16 protein-coding genes are annotated in these 16,323 nt (G+C 48.3%); 11 read left to right on the top strand and 5 right to left on the bottom strand.

Going from position 1 to position 16,323, the window contains the following annotated elements; translation table 11 throughout:
* The first annotated feature begins 53 nt into the window (after positions 1-53).
* Positions 54-1,412, top strand: coding sequence for a hypothetical protein (locus BSZ32_RS04875; protein WP_129589595.1), 1,359 nt, complete (start codon positions 54-56; stop codon positions 1,410-1,412).
* Positions 1,413-1,670: 258 nt separating this feature from the next.
* On the opposite strand, the gene tpiA is transcribed toward BSZ32_RS04875, so the two are convergent.
* The 4 genes from tpiA to BSZ32_RS04855 form a co-directional block, all read right to left on the bottom strand.
* A complete protein-coding gene (gene tpiA / locus BSZ32_RS04870; protein WP_105042392.1) occupies positions 1,671-2,432 on the bottom strand; it encodes a triose-phosphate isomerase in 762 nt (253 codons plus the stop codon).
* A 58-nt stretch (positions 2,433-2,490) separates the two neighbouring features.
* Positions 2,491-3,693 carry a phosphoglycerate kinase gene (locus tag BSZ32_RS04865; protein ID WP_105042391.1) on the bottom strand — a complete coding sequence of 401 codons (1,203 nt, stop codon included), beginning with the start codon at positions 3,691-3,693 and terminating at the stop codon, positions 2,491-2,493.
* Positions 3,694-3,828: 135 nt separating this feature from the next.
* The gene (gene gap / locus BSZ32_RS04860; RefSeq protein ID WP_105042390.1) at positions 3,829-4,830 is read right to left on the bottom strand and encodes a type I glyceraldehyde-3-phosphate dehydrogenase; all 1,002 of its coding nucleotides are present in this window, start codon (positions 4,828-4,830) and stop codon (positions 3,829-3,831) included.
* 184 nt (positions 4,831-5,014) lie between these two features.
* Entirely contained in the window at positions 5,015-5,854 is an 840-nt protein-coding gene (locus tag BSZ32_RS04855) for a metallophosphoesterase (RefSeq protein ID WP_105042389.1), read from the bottom strand.
* A 176-nt stretch (positions 5,855-6,030) separates the two neighbouring features.
* On the opposite strand from BSZ32_RS04855, the gene BSZ32_RS04850 reads away from it, so the two are divergent.
* The 10 genes from BSZ32_RS04850 (at position 6,031) to proB (ending at position 15,280) form a co-directional block, all read left to right on the top strand.
* Entirely contained in the window at positions 6,031-6,474 is a 444-nt protein-coding gene (locus BSZ32_RS04850) for a deoxycytidylate deaminase (protein ID WP_105042388.1), read from the top strand.
* A gap of 53 nt (positions 6,475-6,527) precedes the next feature.
* Positions 6,528-7,619 carry an ABC transporter ATP-binding protein gene (locus tag BSZ32_RS04845; RefSeq protein ID WP_105042387.1) on the top strand — a complete coding sequence of 364 codons (1,092 nt, stop codon included), beginning with the start codon at positions 6,528-6,530 and terminating at the stop codon, positions 7,617-7,619.
* A gap of 6 nt (positions 7,620-7,625) precedes the next feature.
* Entirely contained in the window at positions 7,626-9,131 is a 1,506-nt protein-coding gene (locus BSZ32_RS04840) for an ABC transporter substrate-binding protein (protein ID WP_105042386.1), read from the top strand.
* Positions 9,128-10,825, top strand: a complete 1,698-nt coding sequence (locus tag BSZ32_RS04835; RefSeq protein WP_105042385.1) for an ABC transporter permease — start codon at positions 9,128-9,130, stop codon at positions 10,823-10,825. The genes BSZ32_RS04840 and BSZ32_RS04835 overlap by 4 nt, the downstream gene beginning before the upstream one ends.
* A 117-nt stretch (positions 10,826-10,942) precedes the next feature.
* A complete protein-coding gene (locus BSZ32_RS04830) occupies positions 10,943-11,167 on the top strand; it encodes a hypothetical protein (protein WP_105042384.1) in 225 nt (74 codons plus the stop codon).
* A 23-nt stretch (positions 11,168-11,190) separates the two neighbouring features.
* The gene (locus tag BSZ32_RS04825) at positions 11,191-12,141 is read left to right on the top strand and encodes a hypothetical protein (RefSeq protein WP_105042383.1); all 951 of its coding nucleotides are present in this window, start codon (positions 11,191-11,193) and stop codon (positions 12,139-12,141) included.
* Positions 12,142-12,223: 82 nt separating this feature from the next.
* A complete protein-coding gene (locus BSZ32_RS04820; RefSeq protein WP_165788650.1) occupies positions 12,224-12,760 on the top strand; it encodes a class I SAM-dependent methyltransferase in 537 nt (178 codons plus the stop codon).
* 62 nt (positions 12,761-12,822) lie between these two features.
* Positions 12,823-13,965 carry a DRTGG domain-containing protein gene (locus tag BSZ32_RS04815; RefSeq protein WP_206018723.1) on the top strand — a complete coding sequence of 381 codons (1,143 nt, stop codon included), beginning with the start codon at positions 12,823-12,825 and terminating at the stop codon, positions 13,963-13,965.
* A complete protein-coding gene (locus tag BSZ32_RS19150; protein ID WP_206018722.1) occupies positions 13,962-14,528 on the top strand; it encodes a DHHA2 domain-containing protein in 567 nt (188 codons plus the stop codon). The genes BSZ32_RS04815 and BSZ32_RS19150 overlap by 4 nt, the downstream gene beginning before the upstream one ends.
* Entirely contained in the window at positions 14,525-15,280 is a 756-nt protein-coding gene (proB, locus tag BSZ32_RS04810; RefSeq protein ID WP_105042381.1) for a glutamate 5-kinase, read from the top strand. Before BSZ32_RS19150 ends, proB begins: the two co-directional genes overlap by 4 nt.
* On the opposite strand, the gene BSZ32_RS04805 is transcribed toward proB, so the two are convergent.
* Complete coding sequence (locus tag BSZ32_RS04805; RefSeq protein ID WP_105042380.1) at positions 15,237-16,163, bottom strand: YihY/virulence factor BrkB family protein; 927 nt, start codon at positions 16,161-16,163, stop codon at positions 15,237-15,239. The genes proB and BSZ32_RS04805 overlap by 44 nt on opposite strands.
* Positions 16,164-16,323: the final 160 nt, after the last annotated feature.

Below are 16,323 nucleotides of genomic sequence, written 5' to 3'. Positions count from 1 at the left end.
GTCAGTTCTTAGCAGCCATTTTTAGCCTAGTTAACCGGTATATAGCTGTCTTGATGGCTGCCCTGATTGCATTCGTTTTTTGTGCTCCCATTGTGGCGGGCGGGGAAGTCGTCGAGGAAATCACGGATAAGAAAGGTCGGTCGCTGACGGTCGTCATCCTTGAAGTGAAGGAAAAAGAGATCCGAGTTCGTAGGGCGAATGATAGTCGAAAATTTTCAATACCCCTGGCCAAGCTTTCGGATTTTTCGCGGGAAAAGCTCAAAGATTTTAACAAGATTGACTCTAAGAATACTGAGTTGGGCTCTGACAATACGGAGGAAAAACCGTCTGTCGAGGTGGTGATTTCGAATGAAGTTCTGAAGTATTTCAGAAATCAGATGGAATATATCAAAGAAAGCCTACCGAGCCTCGAAGACCCCAATTCGGTATTTACCTGCCGGCAGCTCATGCAGCTCATTACTTTGGAGCAGGACTTGATTGCGGTAGTTTCTCCTGAAAATCCATCTATATTGATTGACTGGCCTGAAGAAATTACAAGTAGTAGGGTCAAGCGTGCTGTGGGGGAAATGAGGCAGAGCATAAGAGATGCCGAGAGGCAAAGAGTCCTCAAGAAGGCTGGTTTTGAGATAAAAGAACGTGACAGAAGCTCTACTCGACAGGAAAACGTCGTGAAATTGAGAGAACTTTATGAGAGTTCCATCAAACCCTTGGGCAAGGAGATCAATAAATGTAATGAAGGTATAGCTCAGGAGAAGAAGTGGAAGGGCGTAAGTAAGCAGGATCTCATTACCTCACTGGAAGAAAAGGGGGAAGCTTTAGAGGAAGCCATCACTGCAATTCACCAGGCATTTTACGGGTTTCAGCCTGGGAAATGGATGGAGCAGGAGCCAGGTTGGCCGGTTGACCACTCTGCGGAAATTCTTCGTAAGGAAATAAGTGCCTTGCGTAAAGTTATTCACAAGAAGTTGATTGAGGCGGCTGATCACTCGGGTGAAATGGATTATCGGACGGCCGAAATTGATGGGATCTCGGTATATAGCGCCAACTTCGGGGTGATTTTGGATATTTCTGGAAGTATGACTAGCCACATAGACCGACTTAAAAAGGATATTAAAAAGAAATTTCAGAGCCCAGTCTATCGGGAGGTGGTAGGTTGTTCACTAAAAGCGCCAGCATTGGAATATGGCGCGGTGGCTAAGCTGAAGCCTGGTACCCTGTCTTGTGTGGAGGAAATGCTCCTAGTATATAAGGTGGATACAATTTATTGGTTTTGCGATCTGAATGACCATCGCGAAGAAGCCGCTTTGTATCGTCTCGCCGAATTGTTGCGTCTCACTGGCGCCAAATTTTATGTGCGCTCTGTTGGCCAGAGGCCTGACCGGGATCTAAAGGCTATAATAACTGACTTTTAAAGAAAATATGGCCGCGTTGAAAATGTTGGAAGCACTGGATTTACAGATATCACTCTGTGTGAGCATTCTGTGAATTTGGCTGCCTCAGTATTGCTGCATCTTGATTCTTCTTTGCCGAGGCGGAACTATTTTTTCTCAGCTTGATGGGGGGCTAAGGCGTTTTAGGTGCTTTGATGAAAAAGCCCCGCACTGTTAGGTGCGAGGCTTTGTTTTGAAAGATGTTGTTTCTTGGTTGTGTAAGAGGTTGGAAACGCTCTTTTACGATGCTGAGTTCTCGAGGATACCGAAGAATGACTCGGCTTCGAGGGCTGCACCGCCGACGAGTGCGCCGTCGATGTCTGGCTGGCCGAGAAGCTCAGCTGCGTTAGCTGGCTTTACAGAACCGCCGTACTGGATGCGTACTGCGTCTGCAGCGGACTGGCCGTAGAGGTTAGCAATGACGGAACGGACGAACTTGTGTGTGTCCTGTGCTTGCTCAGCAGAAGCTGTTACGCCGGTGCCGATTGCCCAAACTGGCTCGTATGCGATGACTACGTCGGAGAGGTCTGCAACGTCCTTGAGGCCGTCAGTTATTTGAGTGGTGAGAACGGACTCGAGCTTGCCGCCTTCGCGTTCTGCGAGAGTTTCACCGATACAGAAGATTGGCTTGAGGCCAGCTGCGAGAGTTTTCTTTACCTTGGCGTTGATGAGAGCATCAGACTCGCCGTAGATAGAACGACGCTCTGAGTGACCGAGGATGACGTACTGAACGCCAACTTCCTTGAGCATGCATGTGCTCACTTCACCAGTGAATGCACCGGACTCTTGCTCAGAAACATTCTGAGAAGCCACTGCAATACGATCGCAACCGTCGAGCTTAGTTACAACGGATGGGATGGTGAGGAATGAAGGTGCGAGTACGATGTCTGCAGTGCCTTTGAAGTCTTTGGCTACTACGCAGAATGCGTCGAGGAATGCTGCTGCGTCTGCTGGGCCTTTGTTGAGCTTCCAGTTTGCTGCGATGATTAGATTACGTGACATGATGTTTGTTATTTTGATTGGTTATTTGTGATTTGGGAAAAGAGGCTGGAAGCCTCTTCTACGACTTATCAGTGAGTGCTGCTACACCTGGGAGAGTCTTGCCTTCGAGAAGCTCGAGGGAAGCACCGCCACCAGTGGAGAGGAAACTGAAGTTAGATGCGTCTGAGAACTTGTTTGCTGCTGTGACTGAATCACCACCACCAACGATGGTGAGTGCGTCAGATTTAGCAACTGCTGCTGTGAGTGCCTTTGTGCCTGCTGCGAAGTTGTCTAGTTCGAACACGCCCATTGGGCCGTTCCAGAGGATTGTCTTAGCGCCTGCTACTACTTTTTCGAAGTCACCGATAGCAACGGCGCCGATGTCGATGCCTTCCCAGCCGTCGGGGATTTCTCCGCCGTCTGAGTAGGGAGCTGTTACTTTAGTGACTGCTGTTGGCTTGAACTCCTGAGTGATACGTGTGTCAGCAGGAAGGTGGAAGTTGATGCCTTTTGCTTCAGCTTCTTCGAGGATCTCTTTGGCTAGTTCTACGAACTTAGGCTCCACGAGGGAGTCACCTACCTTGTAGCCCTGAGCGAGACGGAATGTGTAGGCCATTGCTCCACCGATGATGAAGGTGTCAGCCTTAGCCATCATTGCTTTGATGACCTGGATCTTGTCGGAAACTTTTGCGCCGCCCATGATCGCCACGAATGGCTTTTCTGGTGAAGCGAGTTTGTCTTGGAGGAACTCGAGTTCTTTCTCGATGAGGAAACCTGACACGGACTGGGAAACAAAGTGAGTCACGCCTTCTGTGGAAGAGTGTGCGCGGTGCGCTGTGCCGAATGCATCGTTGACGAAGATCTCAGCATTGCCAGCGAGGGCTTTGGAGAATTCAGGGGCATTTGCTGTCTCGCGGTTGTCGAAGCGTGTGTTCTCTAGGACCATCACGTGACCAGCATGGAGAGTGGAGCGAAGTGTTGTGGCGTGATCGCCGATAGTGTCATCAGCAAATGCTACTGCTGCGCCGAGGTGCTCAGAGAGACGCTTTGCTACTGGGCGCAGTGAGTACTTCTCCTGAGCTTCGCCCTCTGGACGGCCGAGGTGGGAACAAAGAACAAGCTTAGCGCCGCCAGCTAGGAGGTGTTTGATAGAGGGAAGAGCTCCGAGGATGCGGGAGTCGTCGGTGATCTGGAGATTGTCGTCGAGTGGGACGTTGAAGTCCACACGCATGAGGACTTCTTTGCCCTGGACGTCGATGTCGCGGATTGTGAGTTTAGCCATAGTGAATTAGTTTCGGTTAGTGGTTAACTGTTGTTTGAAAAGTGGGTGGCACTGAGTTGCCAGATGGAGCGCGGGTTGTAAAACAAAACAGGGGAGACTCTATGAAAGCCTCCCCTGTTGAAGTTGATAGTCGGATTAGAGTCCTTTACCGAGAAGGGCTAGGCCTTCTGCGGCGCGGCTTGAGTAGCCCCACTCGTTGTCGTACCATGAAGCGAGCTTCACCATTGCGCCGTCAACCATTGTGCAGCCTGAGTCGTAGACTGAGCTGTGTGGGTTAGATACAACGTCCTGAAGAACGATTGGCTCGTCTGTGTATTCGAGGATGCCTTTCAGTGGGCCGTCTGCTGCTGCTTTGAACGCTGCGTTCACTTCCTCAAGTGTCACTTCGCGCTTAAGGATACAAACGAGGTCAGTGATAGAACCTGTAGGAGTTGGCACACGGTAAGAGTTACCGTTGAGCTTACCTGCGAGTTCTGGGATCACTTTACCGATTGCTTTAGCAGCACCGGTAGAAGTTGGGATGATGTTAACAGCTGCTGCACGGGAGCGACGAAGGTCACTGTGTGGAAGGTCAAGGATACGCTGGTCGTTTGTGTAGGAGTGGATGGTAGCCATCATTCCCTGCACGAGACCGAAGGAATCGTTGAGTACCTTCACCATTGGTGCGAGGCAGTTAGTTGTGCATGATGCGTTAGACACGATGTTGTGCTTAGTAGCGTCGTACTCGCTATCGTTGATGCCGATACACATCATGAGATCTGGATCAGGAGCTGGAGCGGAGATAAGAACTTTCTTAGCGCCTGCGTCGATGTGCTTCTGTGAACCTGCCTGTGATGCGAAGAATCCTGTGGACTCAAGAACAACGTCAACCTTGAGCTCAGCCCATGGGAGTTGTGCCGGGTCGCGCTGAGCGAGTGCTACGATCTTGTGACCGTTTACGATCAGGTGCTTCTCGTCGAACGAAACATCTGCGTCGAGCTTGCCCTGTGAAGAGTCATACTTAAGAAGGTGAGCAAGAGTCTTGTTGTCAGTCAGGTCGTTGATAGCGACAACTTTTTCAAGTTCGCCTTTTTCAATGAGTGCACGAAGGACGTTACGTCCGATGCGCCCGAATCCGTTGATTGCGTAATTAGCCATAAGAATTTGTGGTGAAATAGGAAAGAACTCTCCAGTGTGGAAAGTCGATCAATTTTTTGCCCGCTGAATGCGGGCGGCGACTATGGGGAAGAATACCAGTACGTCAATACTCTGGTTTGGCATATGGTTGTGCCTTGTTCATTACTAACGAGTAGTGGGCGAACTCTGATGGGTTTTGGAAGGCTTAGATGGCGCAACGGAGGGTGAGTATGGCGATTTCCGGTGCACAAGCAAAGCGAACTCGCATGCCCGAGGTCCCTATACCACGCGAGATGAAGAGTTGGGAATTGGCTTCTTGATAATGCCCATACACGTAGTTTTCTCCATATTTCACCTTCACTGGAGCATAGCCAATGAGAGGGACTCGGCATTGCCCACCATGGGTGTGGCCAGAGAGCTGCAGGTCGATGTCGCGGATCGCACGCATCGTGTCGAAGTAGTCTGGTTCGTGGACGAGTGCAATCACTGGGGAATTAGCGGGGATACCCTTGAGGGTTTTTGCCGGATCTGGCGAGCCTAACCATACGTAGTCGGTACCTGCTATATGAAGCCGGGTGCCTTTGATATTGAGTTCGGTATTCTGGTTGATGAGAAAGGGGATGCCGGCTTTGGTGAAGATTTTACGGTAATAATCTCCCGAGTGTGTCCACCCATCGTGATTGCCCATGGAGGCGGCTATGCCATGTTTTGATTGTAGCTGGCTAAGATGCTCCATGAGTGGGGTGATCACAGCTGAGTCATCTGTTACATAGTCACCAGTGAGAGCGATGAAATCAACATTTTCGGCATTCACTGCATGCACGGCTTTGACCATAAGATCGTGATCTTTATCCGGCTTATAATGAAAGTCGCTGAGTTGTGCGATGGTGAATCCGTCTAGTTCAGATGGAAGTCGTGGCAGGGTGATCTCGCGGCGCGTGACACTGAGAAGGTTTGGCTCAATGAGGAATGCATCGATTACCGCAGCGACAGGAGCGGCTGCGAGCAAAGTCTGGATGGTCTGTCGGCGAGTGAGTTTAAACATGCGGCTAGAGAATTAGTATACTGTGAAGAGAGGATGAAGCCAATGTGAAAAACTTGCAGTAAATGAAGGCCTTGTGATGCATTGAGGAGTTTCTCGTGGAAAGGTCGTTGCGTGCTCTACTACGTGTGTGAGAAAAAGTATTGAGCTAGTGGTGGTGGCTGTGTTGAAGTCTCACCATGAATTCGGAACGACTATCCATCCCTCAATATGCAATGGCGTTAGCCCATGTGGCTAGCCTCCGAAGTGAGGATCCATTTCGTAAAGTAGGAGCGGCCGCGTTAGATTTTGATAACCGAGTTATTGGTACAGCCTACAATGGGCTCGCTCCGTGCTTTGATGCGCCAGAGGGATTTTGGGATGACCGCGATAGTAGGCAGAAGTTTATGCTACACGCCGAAGTGAATCTATGCAGCTTGTTCAAGCGAGGGGAGGCAAAAGTGATCGCTACAACGACAATGCCTTGCACCGCCTGTATGCAGACACTTTGTGCCTATGGGGTGAAGGAGATCTACTACAGGGATGTGTACAAGAAGTCTGATGCACCAGAGATCGCGAAGGTCTACGGCATCAAGCTTGAGCAAGTGGCTGAGTACCCACTCCATCCGGTTACTCTAGATTAGAGAATCTCTATTCTTGCATTACCCCGCGCATAAGGAAGTATACCGAGGAAGCAATGGATGCGATTCAGATAGATGGTGTAAAAAAGAGCTACGGCAAAGATGTCGTTGCGCTCAAGGAGGTGAATCTTCATGTCGGTGAAGGTGAATTGTTCTTTTTGTTAGGTGCTAGCGGATGCGGTAAAACCACCTTGCTGAGAACTATTGCTGGGCTCGAAGAACCTGATGAGGGGAAAATATTTTTTGGTGAGCGGGATGTCACTGGTGTGCCAACCCACAAGCGAGAGGCAGCCATGGTGTTTCAATCGTATGCGCTCTGGCCACATATGTCGGTGGGGGAGAATGTGGCCTTTGGCCTGCAGGAACGCGGGATCCAAGGCGATGAACTAGTGGATCGCACTCTGGAAGCGCTTAAGGGTGTTCGGCTCGAGGGCTATGAAGACCGTAGAGTGGACCAGCTTTCTGGCGGGCAACAGCAACGCGTGGCACTGGCTAGAGCGCTAGTGGTGCGGCCTAAATGTTTATTGTTAGATGAGCCTCTTTCCAACCTTGATGCTCAGTTGCGGCTTGAGATGCGTACTGAAATTCGCCGTATCGTGAAAGAGTTTGGCCTCACTGCTGTCTATGTGACGCACGACCAAGAGGAAGCACTTTCCGTGGCAGACAAAATCGCTGTGATGCGAGACGGACACATTGCACAGGTGGGAACTCCTGAAGAGGTGTATAGAGCTCCGCGCAGTAAACACGTAGCTCAGTTCATGGGGGAGACGAACTTCCTAACAGGGAAAGTTGACTGGATCGTGCATGACGACCACCGCGGCTATTGTGTGCGCGTGATTTCTGCAGCGGGTGAGATTTTTCAAGGTCATGTGACTGAGCCGGGATGGAAGCCAGAAGTGGAGGACTCAGTTGTGGTGTCCGTGCGGCCTGAGGCATTACGATTTGACGATTCTGGTGACGTGATAAATCAAGTATACGGTATGGTGATTGAGAGAGTGTATCAAGGGGCTACAATCCAATATCTAGTCCAAAGCGACGAAGGTGTCTATATTCAGGTCTCTGAGTTAAATCCTCGTCATTTGCGTGAGCCAAACGAGCATGTGGCTCTAACTGCGCGACAACAAGACGTGGTGATGCTGAAGCCGTAATCAGAGATGAAGAAATTCTGGAATAAACGAATTGGAGTGATCGCCGCCCTTGTGTTGGTGGCTGTTTCGCCACTCATTTTACAGAGGCCAGAGGCGGTTAGTCGATCTGAGGCTGATGAGGTATTGGTGGTGATTACGCCGCACAATGAAACAATTCGCAGTGAATTTACCGAAGCTTTCAATGCCTATTGGCAGAAGAAAACGGGCAAAAAGGTATATATCGACTGGAGAACTCCAGGTGGCACATCCGAGATTCGTATGGTGCTAGATAGTAAATTTACCAATGCCAAAGGTGGTGGAGTGGGGATAGATGTGTTTTTTGGTGGCGGTGAATACATCTTTGAGAAAATGGCGAAAGCTGGACGATTTGAGAAGCTTGATGTCTTTAGTACTCACGAGGATTGGTTCGATGGTAAGTTGGGGATTCCCCGGATGTACACTGGGGAAACCTATTACAATAAGGAAAAATATTGGGTGGGTGTATGTCTCTCACAATTTGGTATTTGTTATAATGTAGATAATCTTGAGCGATTACGCATTGAACCACCAAAAACCTGGGATGACCTTAGTGACCCTAAATATCTAGGCTCAATCGCAATGGCTGACCCAACGAAAAGTGGCTCAGTCGCGCGAGCATTCGAGATGTTAGTGCAGCAAAAAATCCACCAGTCTCTGGCGAGCACCCGGAGGCAACCAGGAGAGACTGAGGAGATGCGCCGGCAGCGAGCTATCGGTTATGGTTGGGCAGATGGGCTCAATTTGATTCAAAAAATAGCAGCGAATGCTCGCTACTTTACCGATGCAGCAACCAAGATTCCTCATGATGTTTCTCAGGGGGATGCCGCTGCAGGAATGTGTATCGATTTCTACGGTAGAGCGTATAATGAAAAGCTAAAGAAGCCTGACGGTTCCTCTAGGCTTCAGTGGGTAGCTCCAGATGGTGGCTCCTCACTGAGTGTTGATCCCGTGGCCGTTTTCAAAGGGGCTCCGAACTCCGAATTAGCGCAGGGGTTTGTGGAGTACTTATTGAGCGAGGACGGGCAGGTGCTCTGGAATAAGCGTGTGGGCTCTGAAGGTGGGCCGAAAAGGCGAGCTTTACGCCGGTTACCAATCCGTCCCTCAGTCTACAGCCCTGAGAATTTAGCTGACTTTACGGATCCGGAGGTGAGGCCTTATGCTGAAACTCCTTTGTTTATCTATCAGCCAGAAATCACAGGCCCGGTCTTTGACGCGCTGCGGTATATCATCAAAAGTATGTGTATCGATGCCCACCATGAGTTGCAGGCGGCATGGGTAGGGCTAGTGCAATACGATATGCCTGAGATGACGATGTCTCGTTTTCAGGATGTCTCATATGTGTCCTATGTTAAAGCGATGGGTGAGATGCGTGAGCAATTGAATTCTGGTAATAAAATAGAATCAGCTAAAGAGGCAAAACGTATGACCGGTATTTTCCGAAGAAACTACAAAGAAGCTGCTGAACTAGCAAAAGAGGAGGCTAATAGGCCATGAAGCGTGGTAAGGCAGTATTGATCACGTTTTTGGTGACTTTCTTTTTTGGCGTGTTCTTTTTAATGCCGGTGGCAGATGTGCTGAAGCAGGCCTTTCTGGATCAAAACGGGCAGTTCTCGATCGCTTACCTGTGGATCATTTTCAGCAACCCAATCTATCTAGAAGGGCTTTGGAATGCCTTTGCTCTGGGTGTCATGAGTACTATTTTCACCTTTTTCATAGCGTTGCCTTTGGCTCTGGTGTCCTACCGTTGGACGTTTCCTGGGAAAAAGTGGCTCACGGTGTTGGTGCTGGCCCCCTTGGTTTTGCCTCCATTTGTTGGGGCTGTGGGTGTGCGTCATATGTTAGGGGTTGAGGGGGCTCTGAATGCATTGCTCATAGATTTAGGCTTTATGTCTGCAGCGGCTCCAACGGACTGGTTAGGTGCCGGCAAGTTCTGGGGAATTGTTCTACTGAATGCTCTGCACCTCTATCCTATCTTGTATATGAATATCTTGGCTGCTCTAGGTAATCTGGATCCAGCAATGGAGCAAGCGGCACAGAATCTAGGTGCTTCGCCTTGGACTCGCTTTAAGCGCATTACATTACCTTTGTGTATGCCTGGGATATTTGCGGGTGCGGCGATCGTCTTTATCTGGTCGTTTACGGAACTCGGAGTGCCTTTGGTATTTGATTACACTCGTGTTGCGCCAGTGCAAATTTTCGAGGGAATTAAGGATCTGAGTAGCAATCCTATTCCCTACGCTTTGGTCGCAGTGATGTTGACTATTTCGGTGCTGGTTTATGCTGTCTCGAAAGTTATTTTAGGGCGTAATAAGTTGGGCTTATCGACCAAACCCAAAGCTGATATTCAAGAAAGAAAACTTAAAGGGCTTAAGGGGTGGCTTATCTCACTTAGCTTTGCTTTCGTCTTCATCTTGGCCACCGTTCCCCATTTCGGAGTCTTCTTCTTGTCTGTCTCTTCGGATTGGTATGGCACGATCTTTCCTGAATCACTCACACTTCAGCACTATGGTGAAGGTTTGGGGCATCCATTGGTATTAGGCTCTATAAAGAATAGCTTGTTGTATGCCTCAGGTGCTACGTTTTTGGACGTAATTCTTGGGGTGGCTATTGCTTGGGTTATTGTCCGTAGTAAAATGTGGGGACGAAACGTCCTAGATGCGCTAATGATGTTACCTCTAGCTGTTCCAGGTCTTGTGTTAGCCTTTGGTTACTTGTCCATGAGTGAGAATGGTGGAGCATTTAGTTTTTTGATTGGAGCGAATGGTAGTCCAGCTTTACTTTTGATTGTGGCATACGCTGTTCGTCGATTACCTTTCGTAGTGAGGGCAGCAGTGTCTGGTCTTCAACAAAGTAATGTTGAACTAGAGGAGGCGGCAATGTCTATGGGGGCTTCTCCTGCCCGTGCATTCTGGCGCGTGGGATTACCATTGATTGGCACTAGTTTGATTGCTGGTGCTATCCTAGCATTTGCTTTCGCAATGTTAGAGGTCTCTGATAGTCTCATTCTAGCACAGCAAGCCGAACACTATCCAATTACTAAAGCGATATACGCTTTGTTGAGTACTCTAGGCAACGGTCATGAAATTGCCTCAGCTTTGGGGGTTTGGGCGATGATATTCCTTGGTGTTGCACTCGCTGGAGCCTTTGCTCTAGTTGGGAAACGAGGTGGCAATCTCTTTAGGTTCTAGATCTTTTTGGCTGAAGTAAAATGTGGCTAGGATTGGCTGGCGTGTCACCTTTATTTGAGTATTAGCTATATTGAGGTCTTGATTTTAGTCTAATGTCGGGTATGGATTTTTCTCGTAATGAAATTTTTCATCCTTAGCGCAAGCATCCTCGCAGTTTTCGTAGGTCTTTCTTCCTGTGAAAAGCACGAATGGGACAAAACAAAGCAGCTCTACGAATCTCATGATGCGCACGGCCACGATCAGCATGCTGAGCACGGCGATGCTGATAAAGAGCACGGCGAGCACAAAGTTGAGGCTCCTTCTAAGAAGGAACATGATCATTCCGGTCACCCTGCCCACTAATTTCTCCACTGGAGGACCTATTTATGAATAAGCGTCCTCCAGCTTGGTTGCTTCCTAACCTACTGAGTCTCGATGCACCCATCGTAGCCTTGGTTTGGATGTGGATGGTGGCCGAGGCATTGAGAGTTCAATACCTTGAACTCTCGTCCTATTTACTTCTAGCTGCCGCTGTCTGGTGCATCTACGTCGTCGATCGTATTCGCGATGTGAGTCGTGGCGTGCACCCAATCGAGGGTGAGATGCCATGGCGTCATCGATTCCATTGGAAAAGCCGATGGATCTTGATTCTGCTGGCTGTAGGAATCATAGGATATAGCAGCTATTTTGCGCTGTTTCACATGTCACGCGTGTTGCTCACTGTGGGTGTAGTGGGAGCAGTTCTAGTCGGTTGTTACTGGCTAGTTTCTTTGTTTGATAAGGCTGATGTAGCCTACGCCAAAAATATGGTGGCTGGTTTGACCTTTGCCTATGGTGTTGCCGCGCCTATAGTTGTAGCCTCTGAGCCGTTGGATCTAGTGCTCTCAGATGTGTTTCAACCATTTCAAGGAGCTGAGGGCTTTCAACTCGTGGTCGCATTTTTTTCATCACTTGCAAAATTCGTTGGGATGGTTTTGCTGACACTCAATACGGTATTGCTCTCAGTGCATGTGCTTTTGTTTGGTTTGCTGTGTGTCATGAATATCAATGCTATAGATCTTTGGGAACGCTCCAGACGTTCGAGTGACCCCGAGGTCAAGCAAGAGAGTGAGGTGGCTCTGTCTATGGGCTTGTTTATGTTAGTTGTCGGGACCGTGTTTGCAGTTGCCTTTGTTGTTGACGATTACAGTGCTCCTTTATGTTACGCAGTGATGGCTTCAGCTGGACTGTTGCATGTAATCAACCGCTCGCGTTCCCGTTTTTCAGTGGCGGCTTTGAGGGTTTTGGCTGACTTAGCATTGGTAATTCCTGTGCCCCTCGTCGTGTGGCTAGCATAGATTACTCACGGGTGCTGAAGCCTACCGATGGCTTGAAATGCTGGTCTTTTCTTCAACCTTACAAAAAGCAAGATTGAGTTACTTGGAGGCACTTCTTCAAAGTCTGATAGAGGTGGAGTGTCCATCTATTGCAGTCGTGGGCGATGGCGATGGTCGATTCTTAGTTGAACTTTTGAAATCCGAGCAAGACTTTAAAATCGACTACATTGATTGTAGCCCTGGGATGCTTCGGGTCGCTCAGAAGCGCGCCGCTCATGACTCTAGAGTGATATGGCGCTGTGAGAAGTTTGAGAGAGGAAGCCAAAAATCTTACGATGCTATTGTGTGTCACTTTGTGCTTGATGGGTTTGGCTGCGAACATCGAATGAGTTTTGTTGGGGCCATATCAGCAAGCTTGAATCCTAACGGCATATTATTAGTGAGCGATTTTGATTCTAGAGCCCACCGTAAGGCCGCAGCTCTGGTTGTTTGCATGCAATGGTTCTTTCACGCGTTTGCAGGAGTTCCCTTCGTGGAGTTTTCAAAGCCAGACGAAATACTTATTGAACATGAAATGACGAAGATTGGAGAAAATGAATGGTGGAAGGGTGCGATTTTCAGTCAGATATGGAAGATGTGACAACTCGCTATTGCATTGCTGGAAAAATGTGTTGAGCTTACCCGCCTATAGTAAATTAAAAAATGACTCTGAATAGCCAGAAACCCACCTACGTCGTCGGTCACCTAAACCCTGATACCGACGCAATCTGTGCCGCCATAGGTCAGGCTGAATACCTTCGTAGAGCTGAAAATGTAGATGCAGTCCCTATTCGCTGCGGTGCTGTGCCGTCTCGCGTTGCTTGGGTTCTCGAACAGGCTGGAATGGAAACTCCAGCGCTGGTCACAGATGTTAGGACTACTGCGGAACTTATTTGTGACAAAGATCATGTGTCGGTTGGCGAGGATGCGACTTTCTATTCCGTTTATCGAGCTATGCAGAAATCCGAGGTCAAGTCGGTCCCAGTTGTTAGTGCGAGTAATGAAATCCGAGGAATCCTGCGCTTCACCGATCTAATGCAACTTTTGATGCCAGATAGCCTCGAGGGGCAGCAGAGCGTGAAGACGATTCATGTGTCTCAGCAGCATATTAAAGAAACTCTTAAAGGGCGTTCAGTGGCTGCAGACTTGAGCGAAGATGAGGAAGATCTTATCATGTTCGTAGGAGCATCGAGTAAGGAATCTGTGTTAGAGAGCATCAATGCGGCCAAAGAAGAAGGACTCTGCGATAAACAGGTAGTGATCTGCGGTGATCGTGAGGATATTCATTTAGCGGCAGTGACTAATAGTGTGCGGGTGCTCGTCGTGACAGGTGGCTATAAAGTCCAAGACGAAGTTATTTCTGAAGCAAAGGAAAAAGGAGTGGCAATTATTCTTTCGCGTTTTGATACTGCTACGACCGTGCAGTTAGTTCGCTGTTCTCGCTCTGTGAGTAATGCTTTGGGTGACGAATTTCTTTGTGTGAATGCTGACGAGGCTGTCTCAGATATGCGGAAGCGTCTCAGTGCCGCGCGCCAAGATCTTTTTCCGGTAGTGGAGAAGGGGACGCGTAAGCTTGTCGGAGTTTTTCGTAAATCAGCTCTTGTTGACCCACCCTCGACCACTTTGGTGTTAGTCGACCACAATGAATACGCTCAGGCTGTCCGAGGGGTTGAGGAGGCCAATGTGATCGAAGTTATCGACCATCACCGGCTTGGTGGGGATGTGATGTCACGCGAGCCCATTCGTTTTTTGAACGAGCCCGTGGTTCATCCTCCACTCTGGTTGCTCGGAAATTTAGATATATGAGTATACCTCTATCAAAAGGGGTTGCCATGTGTCTCTGTGCTGGTCTTATTTCAGACACGCTTAACTTAACATCACCTACGACTACTGAGTTGGATAGAGATATGTTGGCTTGGTTGACGAATATTGCAGAGGTGGATGCTACTCAATTCACTCATGACTTTTTTGCTTCAGGTTCATTACTGAGAAAAGGATCAGTAGACGAATTGATAGGTACAGATCGCAAGCAGTTCAACGAAGGAGGGAAGTTTATCAGTATTTCACAGGTCGAAGAAATGGATCTTGAGCGCTTTAGCGAAAGGGCTGATGAAATGATCACTGGCCTGGAGCGGTTGATCAGCAATAAAGGCTACGATGTGGCATTGCTTGCTGTGACAGATATAACGAAGCATTATAGCAAGATAGTCGCAGTTGGAGATCCTCGGGTGATCGAAGCTTTGCCCTTTGATGAAATTTCAAAAAATGTACTTGATGCCGATGGTGTAGTGAGTCGTAAAAAGCAAATTTTCCCGGCCGTGAGTGATGCAATTCGTTGCGCTGCGGCAATTTCACTTGAAAGTATATGAAGCCGATAGTTATCAAAATTGGCACTGGGGTGCTGACTCGTGAAATTGACGGTAAGTTAGATCGTGTAGCGCTTACAAAGTTAGTGACGGCCGTTGCTGACCTCGTGCGTTCTGGTCAACCGTGTGTGCTAGTGTCTAGTGGTGCGGTGGGAGCAGGTATATCTCAGTTAGGTTTGAATGAGTATCCCTCAGATGTGCCAACGCGCCAGGCTTGTGCTGCAGTTGGGCAAACTCGTTTGATGCATGCCTACGAAAATCTATTCAATAACTTCGAGTTGAATGTCGCTCAATTACTTCTCACAGCTGATGATTTTCGTGACTCTGCACGCCGAGTTCGTGTGGAAGACACTCTAGAACGTTTATCTAAATCTCCTCAAATTATTCCTATTATAAATGAGAATGATTCAGTGGCTGTGGAGGAGCTAAGCTTTGGGGATAATGATATGCTCTCAGCTAGAGTTGCGGCACTTATCGGAGCATCTCAGCTTATTTTACTTTCTAATATCGACGGGTTACTAGCTCCTGAGTCGACAGATGTTGTCGAGTATGTAGAAAATGTGGATGATGTCTTAGGTTTCATCAGAGCAGATAAAGGGAAGTTTTCCATTGGAGGAATGGCTTCTAAACTCAAAGCTGTGAGAATTGCTGTCGATGCCGGTATTGAAACAGTCGTTGCTCATGGCAAGCACCCTGAACGACTAGATGCAATTACTCAGGGGGCTGGTTTGTGCACTCGCTTTCAGGCTCGATAGTGTTCGAGTCGTCTATCACCCCCTCAGCCTCTCTACGCTCTTTCGCTAAAATTGCTGAGAACTCGGCACTATAGAGAATAACTTGCATCGCAAAATAGATCCACAGCAGGAGCAATACTAAAGTCAAAGCGCCGCCGAACATGTTGCTGATGTTAGCGTGCCTTAAGAAAATCATTAGGCCGTATTTTAGGGCAACGATAAGTACTGAGCAAACAACCCCTCCTATGATGGCTTCTTTCAGGCGTGGCGGGCGCTTTGGAAGCCACCTCATCACAATAGTGGTGAGAAATGTCATCGCCGTGAAAGTAGCCAAGGGGGATAAATAGTTAATGAAGAGTAATAGGTAGGTGGAGTCGGTCAGTTGTTCTCTAATCGCATTTAGAATGGACTCACCAATGACAGAACTAGCAATGACCACCCCTAGGCTGAGGATAATTATCAACGATATAAATCGTCCAAGTAGGTTTGATAGAGCCTCATGACTACGCTTTTTGTACTTAGGGTTACCGAAGATATTGCTTAGAGCTCTCCTTAGTTCATTGATGACTTTGGTTGCTGAAAACGCAAGTACCAGGCCGCCTATAATAGGTGAGTACTTGCTGCCGATCCACTGCATGTCTCGGCTTAGAGCCTGCTGGAGGTAGTCGCTGGTGCTAAATCCGGTCACATTGTTGGTTTGTTCCAATAGACTGGATGTAGCTGTGTCTTTACCGACTAGGACCGCAGCAACAAATAAACCGATCAGTAATATCGGGATTAAAGAGAACAAAGAGTAGAAGGCGAGCGCTGCTGCTTCATTCGCGTGGTTTCGCTTCCACCAGATATAACCAGCGGAGACGAAACGTCGAAGCCAAGGATTTGTGAATTTGGGGGACTTAAACATGAAATATATACTAACAAACGATTTCGAACCGAGAAACTCCTAAATTCTGATTCATAATCATCCAGCTTGTATGGCTGGATACGAACTTTAGTCCTTTTTGAGGAATAAATGTAAATGCCTATTTACTGAGTTTACAGAGGGTTGTGAGAGGTAGTTTAAG

Origin of the sequence: Rubritalea profundi, assembly GCF_002954445.1 — a bacterium.
In the GTDB taxonomy this organism is placed as follows: domain Bacteria; phylum Verrucomicrobiota; class Verrucomicrobiia; order Verrucomicrobiales; family Akkermansiaceae; genus Rubritalea; species Rubritalea profundi.
This window is presented reverse-complemented; position numbering and strand designations above follow the sequence as displayed.

Coding starts and splice junctions, on each gene's coding strand:
- BSZ32_RS04875 (WP_129589595.1), top strand. CDS start 54: ATGGCTGCCCTGATTGCATTCGTTTTTTGTGCTCCCATTGTGGCGGGC.
- tpiA (WP_105042392.1), bottom strand. CDS start 2,432: ATGTCACGTAATCTAATCATCGCAGCAAACTGGAAGCTCAACAAAGGC.
- BSZ32_RS04865 (WP_105042391.1), bottom strand. CDS start 3,693: ATGGCTAAACTCACAATCCGCGACATCGACGTCCAGGGCAAAGAAGTC.
- gap (WP_105042390.1), bottom strand. CDS start 4,830: ATGGCTAATTACGCAATCAACGGATTCGGGCGCATCGGACGTAACGTC.
- BSZ32_RS04855 (WP_105042389.1), bottom strand. CDS start 5,854: ATGTTTAAACTCACTCGCCGACAGACCATCCAGACTTTGCTCGCAGCC.
- BSZ32_RS04850 (WP_105042388.1), top strand. CDS start 6,031: ATGAATTCGGAACGACTATCCATCCCTCAATATGCAATGGCGTTAGCC.
- BSZ32_RS04845 (WP_105042387.1), top strand. CDS start 6,528: ATGGATGCGATTCAGATAGATGGTGTAAAAAAGAGCTACGGCAAAGAT.
- BSZ32_RS04840 (WP_105042386.1), top strand. CDS start 7,626: ATGAAGAAATTCTGGAATAAACGAATTGGAGTGATCGCCGCCCTTGTG.
- BSZ32_RS04835 (WP_105042385.1), top strand. CDS start 9,128: ATGAAGCGTGGTAAGGCAGTATTGATCACGTTTTTGGTGACTTTCTTT.
- BSZ32_RS04830 (WP_105042384.1), top strand. CDS start 10,943: ATGAAATTTTTCATCCTTAGCGCAAGCATCCTCGCAGTTTTCGTAGGT.
- BSZ32_RS04825 (WP_105042383.1), top strand. CDS start 11,191: ATGAATAAGCGTCCTCCAGCTTGGTTGCTTCCTAACCTACTGAGTCTC.
- BSZ32_RS04815 (WP_206018723.1), top strand. CDS start 12,823: ATGACTCTGAATAGCCAGAAACCCACCTACGTCGTCGGTCACCTAAAC.
- BSZ32_RS19150 (WP_206018722.1), top strand. CDS start 13,962: ATGAGTATACCTCTATCAAAAGGGGTTGCCATGTGTCTCTGTGCTGGT.
- proB (WP_105042381.1), top strand. CDS start 14,525: ATGAAGCCGATAGTTATCAAAATTGGCACTGGGGTGCTGACTCGTGAA.
- BSZ32_RS04805 (WP_105042380.1), bottom strand. CDS start 16,163: ATGTTTAAGTCCCCCAAATTCACAAATCCTTGGCTTCGACGTTTCGTC.